A 13570-nucleotide genomic window follows, 5' to 3' on the forward strand; every position below is an offset into this window, starting at 1 on the left:
GCTTGAGCTATTTAAAACCCTTTTCAATAATTTGAAGAGGGTTTTTTATTTAACCAATAATAGCGTAAAAACTATTTACTGCTATGTAGTAATACAGCATGGTTATGACTTATTGGCCCGAATAAAATCAGTAATTAAATAGGTAATTAACTTCCCAATTTTAGTTTCGGTTTTATTAGTAGGTGCCGCTTCACAAATATGAAGATATGTTGCATTTTCATGCTTCCCAAAACCATTCACAAATTGCCTAGCTTGTTTGACACTAAAACCGCTCGGTGTCATAGCGCTACTTTGTATATTTCTAATGGCGTCGCAATCAATTTCAATTCCAAATTTTCTATCAGAAATGTAGTCTAAAGCATATTTTATTTCAGAAGTAAAATCGAATTCATTTCTAACTTCAATAGCCTCGTAAGTATTGTGTTTTATCGTTTTAACTTTCTTCATCGTTTTTAACAACGTATCAGACGTATAGTTTTCGTGCAATCCAAAAATAAAATAGTTCTTTAAAAATCCCTCCGCAAAAGCATAGCTAAATCCATTACCGCTATGTCTGCCTTCTTCAGCTCTAAAATCAGAATGTGCGTCAAAATTCACCACATTTATTTTTCCGTTGTTTGCTAAAGCACAACCTTTAATATTGCCGTAAGCATTATTGTGACCACCTCCTATAATAATAGGAATTTTACCAGCATTAATAATTGACGACACAACATAGGTAACATCTTTATCTATAGTTTCTACAAGATGTCTTACTCTAGATATCTGCTTTTTTTTCGAAAGATCTAAATCCGCTATAGCATTGCGTTCCTCGTTATAATCTAAATGCCCTAAGATTAAAACTCGCTTTGCGGCAGTAAACTCATTACTCTGTATATTTAACAAAACTTTTAGAGTAGCGTCCCAAGCTTTGTGAGTCCCTGTATTACCGAAGTTTGCAGTGACGCCAATATCCTCTTTTATTCCGAAAACAACATAGTCAACATCTAAATTTACAATATCATCGTATATCTTAGTGAGGTTAGGTATTAGCTGAATATGTTCTCCAAATTTTGTTTCACCCTTACGTTTCTTTAAAAGCAATTGTTTTTCTTTTTCTGTAAATACTATAAGATGCTCCATTTGGATAAAAAATTAGAATAATAAATTAAAAGTACATTTTTATTTAATTACTTTGGCCTCTAAATTAAGATTAAAAAAACAAGAATTAACAATACTTAAAACAAACAATTTATGGAAGGTTCACAAAAATCAAGTACAGGATTAAAAGTAGGATTAGGCATATTATTAGTATTATTCTTAGTCACTGCTTTTTACACCTCTAAACTTTACAGCGAAAAGCAGGAGAATGAAAAATTATTAGTGAATGAAAAGAAACAGGTGATGAATGATCTCAACAACATGGCAAAAGACTATGATGAAGCCATCGCTGAGAGTGAAATTAAAAATCAAGATTTAATTGCTGCAAGAGAGCGTATACAAGGCTTAATGGATTCATTAAAAGTATCTCAAAATAGCGTTGGTAGTTTATGGAACTACAAAAAGAAGTATATGGCCTTACAAGAAGAAATGGACGTTTTATTAACTGAAAACGATCGTTTAAAAGGGGAGAACCAATACTTAGCATCGTCTTTAGATAGTACACAAGTTCAGTTAGCTGAGCGCACCATGTTTACCGATTCGTTATTAGTCCAAAACACAGAACTTGCAACAGTTGTTAAAGATGCAGCAGCATTACAAACTGTTGGTTTAGTCGGGATGGGGGTTATTGAACGAAACAGTGGTAAACAAATACCAACAGAGCGTGCAACCCGCAGTGATAAAATTAAAGTTTGTTTTACTGTAGCTAAGAACATGCTAACAGAAGCAGGAGATAAAGAATTGTATGTACAAGTCATTGATCCTAAGAATAATGTATTAGGTTCTAACGATCAGATTGAATTTGAAGACCAAGTCTTAAACTACAGTCTAATTAGTAGATTTAATTACGAGAATAGAAATTTAAATATTTGTGAATATATAAATGAATTGAAAGATTCAAAATTCGAAAAAGGACGTTATCAAGTAAATGTCTTTAGTGATAAAGCATTAGTGTCTTCTTCAGAATTTGAATTGAAATAAAAACACCTTTGATAAATTGATAAAAAAAATCCAGAAGTTCGCTTCTGGATTTTTTTTGTTATAATATTTGACCGTTAATTATCACTTGTTCAATAGGGTTGTGAGCAAAAGCATATGGTATTTCACTATAATGATTCATTGGTTTAGTAATAATGAGATTTGCTTTTTTTCCTCGTGTAATGCTGCCGTACATATTACTGATTCCCATGGCATAAGCGCCATTTACAGTTGCAGCGTTTATCGCTTCTTCTGGAGTCAGTTTTAGTTTTACACAAGCAGCACTGACTATAAAATTCATATTTCCACTTGGTGCGGATCCAGGATTGTAATCCGTAGCAATTGCCAAAGGCAAACCAGCATCAATAATTTTTCGTGCTTGGGTATAAGGAATACTTAAAAAATAGGAGCAACCTGGTAAAGCTACAGGTATCGTATCACTTCCTTTTAAAGCTTCAATATCCTTGTCATTTAATTCTTCTAAATGATCTACGGATAAAGCATTGTGTTTTACACCAAGCGCAATACCACCAAGAATATTAAATTGATTAACATGAATTTTTGGTCGTAAATTATATTTATTTCCAGCTTCTAAAATGGCTTCTGTATCTTTAATATCAAAATAGCCTTCTTCGCAAAACACATCAACATATTTAGTGATATTTAATTTAGCAGCTTTTGGAATCAATTCTTGAGTGATATACTTAATATAATCTTGTTTTTTTGATCGAAATTCTTCAGGAATAGCGTGTGCCGCTAATAAGGTGGGAATGATTATTGCTAAACTTTCTTGTTTTATACGCTTTATAACCCGAAGCATTTTTAATTCGGCTTCAACCGTTAAACCGTAGCCTGTTTTAATCTCCACAGCTCCAGTTCCCATGGCTATAAGTTCATTAAGTCGCTTTATAGATTGGTCATACAAATCGTCTTCAGACGTTTCTTGAAGTACTTTTGCAGAGTTTAAAATTCCACCGCCTTTATTGGCTATTTCGGCATAGCTTAATCCATTAATTCGGTCCACAAACTCTGAAGTTCTGTCTCCTGCATAAACAATATGCGTGTGAGAATCGCACCAAGATGGTAATACTATTTTTCCGGTGGCGTCTATAATGGTATCGGCTTCAATACTACTGCAATCTTCCATTTTACCATATTCTATAATGGTATCGTAATCAATATAAACGTACGCATTTTCTATATATGAAAGCTCTTTCATAGCACTACCTTTAATAATTGTAACGTTATGTTCGTGAACTTGAAGTAGCTGCTTAATATTAGTAATAAGTATGGACATATGGATTGGTGTTTTTGTAAAGATTGCTATTTTTTTGAACAAAAAAAAACGCTAGTCATAATTTACTAGCGTTTTATAAGTATTTAATACTCTTATTTTATTCTTTTATGAATTTTGAAGTCACTTCATTATTTATTTTTAGCGTATAAATACCAAGTGCTAATTCTGAAACATCAAGTGTTTCTCCAATAGCTAGAGGTTGAGAAATGACTTGTTTTCCTAAAAGATCGTAAACAGAAACTGTGATGTTATTATCTAAACCTTCAAACATTAAAAAATCTTTTGTTGGGTTTGGATATAGAACTACATCTGTTAATTTAAATTGAGTTGTAGATAGGGTTGTGTTGTTATAAAAAACAGTTACGTCATTTGCGAGGTAACTAATTGCAGCAATATCTAATTTATTATCGTTGTTGAAATCTGCTAAAGCCATTGAGAAGATGGAACCAGTAGTATCATCTAAAACAATCTCATCACTTAAAGTTCCTGACGCATGGCCTTCAAAACAAATTAAATCTACTCCAGACACGTAACTATTTCCCAGAATTAGATCGTTGGAACCATTATTATTTAGGTCTGCAACACTAACAGCTCCACCATGTGAAAAGCTTGTTGAAACTATAGCTTCCGTAAAAGTAGTGTCTATTCCACTAGAAGCGTTAGTAAACCAAGCTAATGTTGGATTTCCTGAAGTTGGCTCAGAATCAGATTTAACTATGTTTAGATTTCCATCATTATTTACATCAGCAAAAATCACAGACCATAGCCATCCATTGTCAGCGTCTACAGTATTAGTATATGGTACAAATATTACGTTTCCATCGATATCAAGACCGTCTTGTGCAACCGTATTATCGTATAATTTAACGTCTCCATTTCCGGTATAGCCAACAACAACATCTAAATCACCATCATCGTCATAATCTCCTATATCAAAAGATGCAGGTCCCGCTCCGGTACCTTCCAGAGCTAAGGTTCGCATCGTTCCAAAAGTTCCATCTCCATTTCCTAAAAAATAAACAACTGAGTTTGAAGTATAAGCGGTTACAATAATATCTAGATTATCATTAACATCATTGTCAATATTAGCGACTTTTACTGCTCCAGCTCCTGCAATTCCTGTTGCGATTAATACAGCAGGTTGAAAAGTTTCATCTCCGTTATTTTCGAACCACACTAAATTATCATTATAAGATCCTGTAGCTAAAATATCATTATGACCATCAGTATTTAAATCAGCAATGGTAATGCTTTCAATATAGGATAGTGCAGCTGTACCCGTTGCTTCAAGAGTGATTCCTGTTTCGAAGGTGTCATCACCATTATTTTTATACCATGTTACTACACTACTATCATAGGTGCCAATCGCTAAATCGATATTACCATCGTTAGTTAAGTCTGCTGTTGCTACAGCATACGGCTTAGCAGGCGTACTAGCATCAATTGTGCTTTTAGTAACTTCAATTTGAGCATTACTGGTTAAACTTAATAATAACAAACCAGATAGTAGAAGTAATTTTTGTTTCATAATTTCATAGTTTTTGTAAGATACGAATATAGTAAATAAATGCAACCCAATGCGTTTCAACGTGTATTTGTGCTTTTAATCGTTATTTTATACTCCCAACCATGTTTTCTGGTTTTACCCATTCGTCATAATCTTCAGCAGAAACATAACCTAAATTTACAGCTTCTTCTTTTAAAGTAGTACCGTTTTTGTGTGCTGTATTTGCAATCTCAGCTGCTTTATAATAGCCGATTTTAGTGTTTAGTGCTGTTACTAGCATTAATGAGTTGTTTAATAACTCTTTTATTACTTGGTGATTTGGTTCAATGCCACTTGCACAATGTTCTTCAAAACTAACACATGCATCTCCTAATAATTGAGCAGACTGTAAAATATTAGCGGCCATCATTGGTTTAAACACATTAAGTTCATAATGGCCTTGAGTGCCTCCAACAGAGATCGCAACATCATTACCCATAACTTGTGCACAAACCATAGTTAATGCTTCACATTGTGTTGGGTTTACTTTTCCTGGCATTATTGAACTACCTGGTTCGTTTGCAGGAATTATAATTTCACCAATTCCAGAACGAGGACCAGAAGCCATCATTCTAATATCATTGGCTATTTTGTTTAATGACACTGCTAATAATTTTAAGGCACCATGCGTTTCTACTATAGCATCATGTGCCGCTAAAGCTTCAAATTTGTTTTCAGCAGTAACAAAAGGTAAGCCTGTAAATTCAGCAATATATTTCGCTACTAAAACATCATAACCTTCTGGTGTATTCATTCCTGTTCCTACAGCAGTACCTCCTAAAGCGAGTTCACTTAAATGATGTAAAGTGTGTTGTAAAGCTTTTAAGCCATGATCTAATTGAGACACATAACCAGAAAATTCTTGTCCTAAAGTTAATGGAGTCGCATCCATTAAATGTGTACGACCAATCTTTACAACCGTATTAAATTCTAAAGATTTTTTATGTAACGTATTTCGTAATTGAATAACACCAGGAATCGTAGTTTCTACAACTTTTTTATACGCTGCAATATGCATTCCTGTAGGAAACGTATCATTAGAGGATTGTGATTTATTGACATCATCATTTGGTTGAATTGTTTTTTCGCCTTCACCAATAACTTGTCCGGCAATTTGATGCGCTCTATTAGCTACCACTTCATTCACATTCATGTTACTCTGCGTCCCAGAACCTGTTTGCCAAATGACTAATGGAAATTGATCATTATGCTTGCCTTCTAATATTTCATCACAAACTTGTGCAATTAAATCGCGTTTTTCCTTAGATAAAACGTCTAGATCACAGTTGGTGTAAGCCGCTGCTTTCTTTAAATAGGCAAAGCCATAAACGATTTCTAAAGGCATAGATGCAGAAGCACCAATTTTAAAGTTATTACGAGAGCGTTCAGTTTGTGCTCCCCAAAGTTTGTCGGCAGGCACTTTAACCTCGCCCATTGTGTCTTTTTCTATTCGGTAATTCATGTGTACTGATATTTGATGTACTACAAATTTAACGGTTTTGTAAGTTTTTATTGATTTAAAAGAAGGTTTTATTTGAACAGGTTTTAATTCAAATAGTTAATAAGTATTAAATTTTTTTTCATAAAAATAAGTACATTTTAACTTTTACAGATTTAGCAATTTTAAACTGCTATAAATGTAGAATTATTAAAAAGGTATAAAAACAATTACTATAGTTAATCGATTTACAATTTAAATAACGATATTTAAAAACGTCCTTATATTAAGTGATTGATTAACTGTTTAGTTTTCAATAACAATGAATTAAATATTGATACAAATAGCTTATTTTAGCCGACTTAAAATTTCGATTAACTAACTAAAAATTAAACAATTGAAACGTCCTTGTCTAAAAGCTGCATGGGTAGCTATAGACTTTATAAGGATGTTCTATGTGACCTTTGAGGAATAATTTATAAAATACATGAAAGAAGAACATTTTAAATGGTACTCACCAACATTAAGCAAGGATATTGAAATGCTTGTTTTTGGACATGCAGGTTATCCGGTAATTCTATTCCCTACAACAATGGGAAAGCATAATGAATGTAGAGACATGAAACTTGTGGAATCTGCAAGATGGTTTGTTGAGCAAGGTTTGGTTCAAATTTATTGTCCAGACAGTATCAACGAATTAAGCTGGTATAATAAGAATATTCATCCTGCAGAACGTGCTAAAAATCATGTATGGTACGATGAATTCATTATGAACGAAGTGGTTAATAAAGTATGCCATGATAAAGGTACAGATAAGGTAGCGGTTGCAGGTCCTAGTTTTGGGGGGTATCAAGCTGCGAATTTTGCTTTTAGACATCCAGAACGTGTAAGTCATATGTTTAGTATGAGTGGCTCTTTTGATATTAAATCTTTCGTAGACGGCCACTATGACGATAATGTGTTTTTCAACAATCCTGTAGATTTTCTACCAGGAGCTAACCATCCTGATTTATGGAATATGAAAATTGTTCTAGGAGTAGGTGAGTGGGATATTTGTTTAGATGCCAATAAAAAAATGGCTAGTATATTAACAGAAAAAAACATACCTTTCTGGTACGATGAACATAAATCAGCTAAGCACGACTGGCCGTTATGGAATAAAATGTTTCCACATTATCTATCAAAACTATAAACTAACTAACTAATTAATTAAACCATCAAATTTATTTTCAATATGAGAAAAATAGGCATTTTATTTGGTCAAGAAGATACCTTCCCTTGGGCATTTATAGACAGAGTTAACGAAAAAATTAAAGCACAAGGTATAGAAGATATGGTTGCAGAAGCTGTGTCTATTGATACTGTAGAACAAGCAAAATCTGATGAATATGCAGTTATTGTAGATAGAATATCTCAAGATGTTCCTTTTTATAGAGCGTATTTAAAAAATGCAGCTATTACAGGAACAGCTGTCATAAACAATCCTTTTTGGTGGAGTGCAGACGAAAAATTCTTTAATAATGCATTAGCTGAATCTATTGGAGTACCAGTGCCTAAAACGTTTATTTTACCATCATCTCATCGTCCACCAGATACCGATGCCAATTCTTTTAGAAACATGAAGTTTCCTTTCGATTGGGAAAAAATGTTTAAAACAATCGGTTTTCCTGCATACATGAAACCACATGATGGTGGAGGCTGGAAAAGTGTTTACCGTGTAGAAAGTCCGGAAGATTTATGGGAAAAGCATGGTGAAACTGAGAATTTAGTGATGATGCTTCAGGAAGAAATCAACTTTACTGAATATTTTAGATGTTACGCCTTAGGAACTGATAAAATTCATATTATGCAATATGAGCCTAGAAATCCACACCACTTACGTTATGTATTAGATGGAGATCCAGTTGATAAGAAAATTTTAGATTTAGTAGAAGACTACTGTATCAAATTAAATAAAGCTTTAGGTTACGATTTTAATACTGTTGAGTTTGCAGTAAGAGATGGTATTCCTTATGCTATTGATTTTTGTAATCCGGCACCAGATGCTGATATTAATTCTGTAGGCCAAGAAAATTTTGATTGGATTGTGGAGAACGCAGCTGATATGGCGATTGCAAAAGCAAAGAAATACAAAAAGGGTCAAATGAACCTTACTTGGGGAAGTTTTGTTACAGATCAAATTGCAGCTCCAAAAGCACCAAAGAAGAAGACTTCTACTAAGAAAGCGTCATCTAAAAAAGCACCTGTAAAAAAGGCAGCAGTTAAAAAGACTTCAACTAAAGCAGTCTCAAGTAAAAAAACAGCTCCAGCAAAAGCAAAGGTTGAAAAAGCCCCAGCAAAGACTGTCGCTAGTGAAGCTTCAACGACACCAAAACCGGTTGTAAAAAAAGCTCCAGCACCAAAAGTAGCTAAAAAGAAAGCTTCTGCTAAAAAAGCGGCAACTAAGACCAAAGCTGCCAAAAAATAGAATTTCTCAAAAACCTGATTATTTTTAATAGTCAGGTTTCATCTAACCCTCGTTTTATATGAAGTTCACATTAGGTATTGAAGAAGAGTATCAAATTATTGATCCTGTTTCTCGCGAGTTAATTTCTCACGACCAACAAATAGTTATAGAGGCAGCCAAAGTCCTTAACGACCAAGTTAAAGCTGAAATGCATCAAGCTGTGGTAGAAGTAGGAACAAATATCTGTGAAGATGTTACTGATGCTCGACAACAAATTACGCATTTACGAAAATCAATATCAGGTATTGCGAACGATTTAGGTTTTAAAATTGGTGCAGCAGGCACACATCCATTTTCAAAATGGGAACATCAACTCATTACACCTAATCCGCGTTACGATGAAATAATTACGGAATTACAAGATACAGCACGTTCTAATTTAATTTTTGGATTGCACGTTCATGTTGGAATGGCAGATAAGGAGATGGCTATACATTTGGTAAATGCCATGCGTTATTTTTTACCACATTTATATGCTTTATCAACCAATTCTCCTTTCTGGGAAGGCAGAAATACAGGCTTTAAGTCGTTTAGATCTAAAGTATTTGATAAATTCCCTAGAACAGGTATTCCTGGTGTTTTTGAAAATTATGCACATTACGAAAATTATGTGAATCTTTTAGTGAAGACGAAATGTATTGATAACCCAAAGAAAATTTGGTGGGATATTAGAGTACACCCATTTTTTCCAACTTTAGAAGTTCGAATTTGTGATGTACCTTTGACCGTTGACGAAACCATTTGTATTACTGCAATTATACAAGCATTAGTGGCTAAATTATATGATTTAAGAAAGCATAATCTTAATTTTATGAATTACCATCGTGCGTTGATAAACGAAAATAAATGGAGAGCAAGTCGTTATGGAATTGATGGAAAAATGATTGACTTTGGAAAAGAAGCTGAAGTAGAAACGCGACTTTTAATGCTAGAATTACTTGAGTTTATTGACGATGTTGTAGATGATTTAGGTTCTAGAAAAGAAATTGAATACATTCACCAAATGCTTAAGAATGGTACAGGTGCAGACCGTCAATTAGAAATTTTTAAACAAACAAACGACCTTACTAAAGTGGTTGACTATATTACAGAACAAACTATTTCAGGATTATAAAAATAAACCCTACTTAATGGATTACCGCTTTTGCGGCAAATTGATATGAAAAAAGATAAATTGAAACTAGCAATTTTAGATATGAATAACGATGCACCCAATCAGGGGCTGCGTTGCATTAAAGAAATTGTGAGTACATTTAATGATGAAGTTGATTTCCAAATCTTCAATGTTAGAGCAAAATTAGAAATACCAGATACATCCTTCGATATTTATATTTCTAGTGGCGGACCAGGAAGTCCTTTAGATGACGGCGCGTGGAGGAAACCATACTTGCAATTAATGCAAGAGCTTTGGGATTTTAATAAATCATCTTCTGAACAAAAAAAATCTGTCTTTTTTATCTGTTATTCATTTCAGGTGATGTGTCATTATTTTCAATTAGGAGAGTTAAAACCTAGACGTAGTACTTCTTTTGGAATTTTACGTGTTCATAAAACGAAAAAAGGGCATAATGATCTCATTTTTGAAGGTTTAAGCGATCCGTTTTTTGCGGTAGATTCTCGCGATTGGCAACTTATTCAGCCACGCTTAACTGTTTTTAAAAACCATGGAGCAACTATTTTAAGTTTAGAAAAGATTAGAACACATGTCGAATTAGAACGTGCTATTATGGCCGTTCGTTTTTCTGACGAATTTGTGGGAACGCAATTTCATCCTGAAGCTGAACCTGTGAGCATGGAGGCCTATTTTGGAGAAGCGGAAAATAAAAAGAAGGTTATTGATAGTTTTGGCGAAGAAAAGTATAACCAAATGATGGATCGTATTGATGATCCTGAAAAAATTGAGTTGACTTATAATACTATTTTACCAAAGTTTATTCGAAATGCAATTAGTAAAGTTAATCAACCTGTAATGTCATAATTTAAGATGATAAAGACTATCCGCGACGCTTATAATGCTAATTTCTCTGAAGAAAAGTATCAATCTTTCTTAGACGATATTGATACGTCATTTAATTTTAAGGTTAAATTTAAAATTGCAGAAACACCCGTTTTTATTCCGAAAGGTTTAAAACAAAAATTGGTTGACGCTTGTAATGATATTATGTCTGTTATTGATAAGCCGAACTTTAAGGAGCTAACAGATGGTGCTTTTTTTGATGCCAATACGATTGTGCCAAACGAGGATGAACATTCAAAATTTATACAATTAGATTTTGGAATTTGTAAAGATGAAAATGGCGAATTGACTCCGAAATTGATCGAATTACAAGGGTTTCCTTCGTTATACTTTTTTCAAGAATTGATAGGTAGTAAGTATCGCGAGCATTTTGGAGACACTATTCCAAGTGATTTTTCGCAACATCTTAATGGCATGACTACCAACGATTATATAAACCTTTTAAAGCAAGAAATTGTAGGTGATACTGATCCTAAGCAAGTTATTCTACTAGAAATAGAACCAGAACAACAAGCTACAGCTATAGATTTCTATGCTACAGCTGCAAAGCTTGGTATAAAAGTACTTTGTATTACTGATTTAAAAAAGAGAGGGAAAACACTGTTTTATTTAGATAAAGATGGAGGTGAAGTGGAAGTTCTTAAAATATACAATCGTATTATTTTTGATGAATTACACCAACGTACAGATTTGAAGACAGAATTCAGTTTTCAAGATGAGATTGATGCCGAATGGATTGGTCACCCTAACTGGTTTTACCGAATTAGCAAATACACCATGCCTTTATTAAAAGGGGATTATGTGCCAAAATCTTATTATTTAGATACGCTTGAGCAAATTCCGACTGACTTAGAAAACTACGTTTTAAAACCGTTGTATTCATTTGCAGGCGCAGGAGTTCAGATTCATGTAACACGAGATATGATTGATGCTATTTCTAATAAATCGAATTATTTATTGCAAGAAAAAGTGGCCTATGCACCAGTTATTGAAACGATGGATGTGCCAGCAAAATGCGAAATAAGAATGATGATGCTTCACAATTCTAAAACCAACAAAACCGAAATTGTAAGCAACTTGATGCGCTTAAGTAAAGGTGAAATGGTTGGAGTAAAATACAATAAGGATAAAACGTGGGTAGGAGGTAGCACTGGTTTTTTTGAGGGATAATATCTCTCGTTGCTATTTTCTAGAAGTAAGTTATTGATTTATTGAAATGCTGATGATTAAGATTGTTATCAGCGCTAAAATTACTATTCTTTAGAAAGATTTATGACCTCCCATTCACCATTCGGTTGCTTAGTTAAGTAAGCACCAACACTGAGATCATTGTCTTTTCCTAGAACTTTAATTTTTAATTGCGCTTCTCCATAACCATTACTAATATTTATACTGCCAGTTGGTATCATACCGTAACCTGTTATGCCGCCTGTTTCATCTAAAATCTTTTGATTTTGTTCTATGTTTTCAACGGCTATTTTGTAAGCGTTCGAATTTTTCATTGCAGACCCTGTGAACAGCACCATAAAAGTTATAAAAACGATACCAATACCAATTAAAGCAATAACTCGAGGTGTTTTACTCGGTTTATTAGGGTTTTTAACTACAATAGTCTTAGCGACTTTATCTCCAAGTCGTTTTTTCTCATTACTTACCGCCAGTACAATAAATTCAACAGGCCAGATGATAAGAAATAAATTCCGAAATAATAGTTTTCCAAATGAAGGTACATTTTCAGAATTGGCCTCATCTCTAACCATTATTCCCATAATCCATTTACCAATGCTGATGCCTTTAATTGCATCTTTCCCAAAATAGACTACAAATCCAGGAAGCAAAACAACTAACATAGTTGCTGTGATGGTGGTAAAATCAGGTTCGTTTAAAAAATCTGATCCAAGCGCCAAAAATGTAATTGAAACGATTAGAAAACTCATCGCAAAATGATCGATTATATACGCTGCGATTCTTCTTTTTCTACTTGCTAATTGAAATTGGTTATTCGTTTCTGTTTTCATTCTATAGTTATCTATTACTTCTGCCTAATTAAAAACTCTGTTTCACTGCGTGATTTTAATTTTCCAAATAGTGATATTGATATTATTCCAAGCAATATAATATAACCTATAATATTTTTAAAAACACCTAAATTTGCAATGGCTAGGACTATACTAGTAATACTTCTTCCGCCTCCAATAATTTCGTATTCAGCACCATTTTCAATTTGAATTGCTAAATATAAAGACCAAATAAATAATGCCGTCATAAATAATAAAGCGAAAAATTGAGGTTTGGCATATCTCAAGACACTTGGCAATTCAGAACTATATTTAAAATGGGGAATATCTTGTTTTAGAAAATCAAAAACTTCTTTTTTTGTGTTTTTATCTTTTATAATTAGTTCTTCTTCTGAACCATTACCAAAATATATTTTAATTTCATTCTTTCCAACTTGACTTTGAATACTCGTGATATATGAATATGGGATACTAAAAAGGTGATTTAAAAATGCGAGATCAGACGAATCTGAATTTAGCTTATTTAATTCATCAGGTTTTGGGTTTCCTTTATAAATACAGTTGTCTTTTACTAGAATTAATTTATTGGTTTTAGAATCACTTAATTTCCATAATTTTAGCATATTATTT

Annotated in this window: 11 protein-coding genes and 1 pseudogene; 6 read left to right on the top strand and 6 right to left on the bottom strand. The window is 33.2% G+C overall.

All coding sequences use genetic code 11. The features are described 5' to 3' along the window. Positions 1-102: 102 nt before the first annotated feature. Positions 103-1122, bottom strand: a complete 1020-nt coding sequence (locus tag BLT80_RS09915) for a formimidoylglutamase (protein WP_092467468.1) — start codon at positions 1120-1122, stop codon at positions 103-105. A gap of 111 nt (positions 1123-1233) precedes the next feature. Between BLT80_RS09915 and BLT80_RS09920 the strand changes: the two genes are divergently transcribed. Beyond that, positions 1234-2121 carry a chromosome partitioning protein ParA gene (locus BLT80_RS09920; protein WP_092467470.1) on the top strand — a complete coding sequence of 296 codons (888 nt, stop codon included), beginning with the start codon at positions 1234-1236 and terminating at the stop codon, positions 2119-2121. A gap of 58 nt (positions 2122-2179) precedes the next feature. Here BLT80_RS09920 and hutI read toward each other — a convergent pair whose 3' ends face one another. The 3 genes from hutI to fumC all read right to left on the bottom strand — a co-directional run bounded on the left by hutI (position 2180) and on the right by fumC (position 6423). Then, positions 2180-3415 carry an imidazolonepropionase gene (gene hutI / locus BLT80_RS09925; protein WP_092467472.1) on the bottom strand — a complete coding sequence of 412 codons (1236 nt, stop codon included), beginning with the start codon at positions 3413-3415 and terminating at the stop codon, positions 2180-2182. Positions 3416-3512: 97 nt separating this feature from the next. After that, positions 3513-4943 carry a T9SS type A sorting domain-containing protein gene (locus BLT80_RS09930; RefSeq protein ID WP_092467474.1) on the bottom strand — a complete coding sequence of 477 codons (1431 nt, stop codon included), beginning with the start codon at positions 4941-4943 and terminating at the stop codon, positions 3513-3515. 82 nt (positions 4944-5025) lie between these two features. After that, positions 5026-6423 (bottom strand): class II fumarate hydratase, encoded by a 1398-nt coding sequence (gene fumC / locus BLT80_RS09935; protein ID WP_092467476.1) that lies wholly within the window; start codon positions 6421-6423, stop codon positions 5026-5028. A 463-nt stretch (positions 6424-6886) separates the two neighbouring features. Between fumC and BLT80_RS09940 the strand changes: the two genes are divergently transcribed. From BLT80_RS09940 to BLT80_RS09960, 5 genes and pseudogenes are all read left to right on the top strand, one after another. After that, positions 6887-7591 carry an esterase family protein gene (locus BLT80_RS09940; RefSeq protein ID WP_092467478.1) on the top strand — a complete coding sequence of 235 codons (705 nt, stop codon included), beginning with the start codon at positions 6887-6889 and terminating at the stop codon, positions 7589-7591. A gap of 42 nt (positions 7592-7633) precedes the next feature. After that, positions 7634-8581 (top strand): annotated as a pseudogene (locus BLT80_RS09945) (ATP-grasp domain-containing protein); the annotation flags it as partial. 343 nt (positions 8582-8924) lie between these two features. After that, positions 8925-10019, top strand: coding sequence for a carboxylate-amine ligase (locus tag BLT80_RS09950; RefSeq protein ID WP_092467482.1), 1095 nt, complete (start codon positions 8925-8927; stop codon positions 10017-10019). Positions 10020-10064: 45 nt separating this feature from the next. Further along, the gene (locus BLT80_RS09955; RefSeq protein ID WP_092467484.1) at positions 10065-10883 is read left to right on the top strand and encodes a type 1 glutamine amidotransferase; all 819 of its coding nucleotides are present in this window, start codon (positions 10065-10067) and stop codon (positions 10881-10883) included. Between the two features lie 6 nt (positions 10884-10889). Beyond that, on the top strand, positions 10890-12092 hold the full coding sequence (locus BLT80_RS09960) for a hypothetical protein (RefSeq protein WP_092467486.1): 1203 nt from the start codon (positions 10890-10892) through the stop codon (positions 12090-12092). Between the two features lie 83 nt (positions 12093-12175). Here the strand turns inward: BLT80_RS09960 and BLT80_RS09965 are convergent, their stop codons facing one another. Together BLT80_RS09965 and BLT80_RS09970 are read right to left on the bottom strand one after the other, a co-directional pair. Continuing rightward, positions 12176-12940 (bottom strand): RDD family protein, encoded by a 765-nt coding sequence (locus tag BLT80_RS09965; RefSeq protein WP_092467488.1) that lies wholly within the window; start codon positions 12938-12940, stop codon positions 12176-12178. A gap of 14 nt (positions 12941-12954) precedes the next feature. After that, the gene (locus BLT80_RS09970) at positions 12955-13563 is read right to left on the bottom strand and encodes a hypothetical protein (protein WP_092467490.1); all 609 of its coding nucleotides are present in this window, start codon (positions 13561-13563) and stop codon (positions 12955-12957) included. Positions 13564-13570 lie beyond the last annotated feature (7 nt).

The organism is Winogradskyella thalassocola (assembly GCF_900099995.1).
Taxonomy (GTDB): domain Bacteria; phylum Bacteroidota; class Bacteroidia; order Flavobacteriales; family Flavobacteriaceae; genus Winogradskyella; species Winogradskyella thalassocola.

What these genes read in the sequence shown, in the direction of transcription:
- BLT80_RS09920 (WP_092467470.1), top strand. Translation starts at nt 1,234, where the DNA reads ATGGAAGGTTCACAAAAATCAAGTACAGGATTAAAAGTAGGATTAGGC.
- BLT80_RS09940 (WP_092467478.1), top strand. Translation starts at nt 6,887, where the DNA reads ATGAAAGAAGAACATTTTAAATGGTACTCACCAACATTAAGCAAGGAT.
- BLT80_RS09955 (WP_092467484.1), top strand. Translation starts at nt 10,065, where the DNA reads ATGAAAAAAGATAAATTGAAACTAGCAATTTTAGATATGAATAACGAT.
- BLT80_RS09950 (WP_092467482.1), top strand. Translation starts at nt 8,925, where the DNA reads ATGAAGTTCACATTAGGTATTGAAGAAGAGTATCAAATTATTGATCCT.
- BLT80_RS09930 (WP_092467474.1), bottom strand. Translation starts at nt 4,943, where the DNA reads ATGAAACAAAAATTACTTCTACTATCTGGTTTGTTATTATTAAGTTTA.
- BLT80_RS09970 (WP_092467490.1), bottom strand. Translation starts at nt 13,563, where the DNA reads ATGCTAAAATTATGGAAATTAAGTGATTCTAAAACCAATAAATTAATT.
- fumC (WP_092467476.1), bottom strand. Translation starts at nt 6,423, where the DNA reads ATGAATTACCGAATAGAAAAAGACACAATGGGCGAGGTTAAAGTGCCT.
- BLT80_RS09960 (WP_092467486.1), top strand. Translation starts at nt 10,890, where the DNA reads ATGATAAAGACTATCCGCGACGCTTATAATGCTAATTTCTCTGAAGAA.
- BLT80_RS09965 (WP_092467488.1), bottom strand. Translation starts at nt 12,940, where the DNA reads ATGAAAACAGAAACGAATAACCAATTTCAATTAGCAAGTAGAAAAAGA.
- BLT80_RS09915 (WP_092467468.1), bottom strand. Translation starts at nt 1,122, where the DNA reads ATGGAGCATCTTATAGTATTTACAGAAAAAGAAAAACAATTGCTTTTA.
- hutI (WP_092467472.1), bottom strand. Translation starts at nt 3,415, where the DNA reads ATGTCCATACTTATTACTAATATTAAGCAGCTACTTCAAGTTCACGAA.